The following is a 1,253-nucleotide window of genomic DNA, read 5'->3' as shown; positions in this document are numbered from 1 at the left end:
GCTACGATGATTAACTGATGTAACCGATCAGATCGTAACTTCCTGATTTAGTTCCATCGAATTACGCAACAAAGCCAGAAACATACGCGAAGCTTTTGAAAGGGTTTTGGGTATATCATTTGGTTCAGAAACATTTAGCCATGAAATTAGAATTTCTGGTATTTTGGGAGATTATAATCAACTGTTCTCAAGCGACTTTTTCTCGAGTTACTTGAAAGCACTTGAGCTCCCATCCACGGATGAAAACTTCTTTATAAGAAAAAGGTGCCGTGACTTTTGTCGTTCTGTCCTTGAGCTGCTTATAGGGGCTTGTGGCGAAGAATTAGTGCATAATTTAAATGATGGCATTTTTGAAAAGAAACCTGATGAGATTGACATATTTGATGATCTCGGGGCTATTTTTTCTTTAGATTATAGAGGGGCAGGTTTGACAGGCCTCGAAGTTATCTTAGATGGCGAGCCAATTGCAATAACAGCTGATACAAGTGATGAACACCTTATATGTGCATTTGCCCTAGAAATTCTTGAAGATATCTTTGCTGCTTCACTAGACTATCAATCACTGATTGATTCTAACTGGCGCTATCTTTATAGCCCAAAAACAGATTGGGCCAAATTTTGCAAGATAAATATATTTTTGAATACGGCTCAACGATATATATCATCTATAGCTGATAAATTCCATGAGAAAATAATAAGTGGTGATGGTTACTATCATGATATTCTAAATATTAAAGAAGAGCATGAAATTAAGGCTATTGGTACAACGAACTATAACAACTTTATCGGAACAATATCAGATGAAGATGTTTATTATTTGAATGGTTCAGTTGATGACTGCTATGATCCTTACCTAAATACTATTGTATCTAAAGAAATCTCAGCCGATAGTCAGCATTTTACAGTTCCATTTTTATTTACTCAAAGTGGGATTAAACCTCTCACATCAATTAAAATGTCTGAACGTTATGTGAAATTATACAATAACCTAAAGGAGTCTGATGTAGTCGCAGTTATAGGCTATGGTTTTAATGTGGATGACGGGCATATTAATGGCCTATTCCGTTCTTGTATAGAAGATGATGGAAAGGAACTAGTTATTTTTCACTACACAAATGACTTTGGTGCAGAATCTGATTTAAAGCTTAAAGAGTATTATCAAGAAAGATTGAGGTTGAACCGTCATTCCGCAGCCAATTTCAGAATTAAAACAATGTGATCCAGTGATCGTTTACAAATGTTAGTGCGACAGA

Annotated in this window: 1 protein-coding gene; it reads left to right on the top strand. The window is 35.5% G+C overall.

Features of this window, described 5'->3' with window-relative positions; all coding sequences use genetic code 11:
- Positions 1 to 106 precede the first annotated feature (106 nt).
- A complete protein-coding gene (locus R7Z77_RS23970) occupies positions 107 to 1,219 on the top strand; it encodes a hypothetical protein (protein WP_318136874.1) in 1,113 nt (370 codons plus the stop codon).
- The last annotated feature ends 34 nt before the right edge of the window (positions 1,220 to 1,253 follow it).

This window comes from Vibrio sp. 1401 (genome assembly GCF_033340295.1).
The sequence above is the reverse complement of the archived record's forward strand: the minus strand, read 5'-3'. Positions and strand labels throughout refer to the sequence as shown.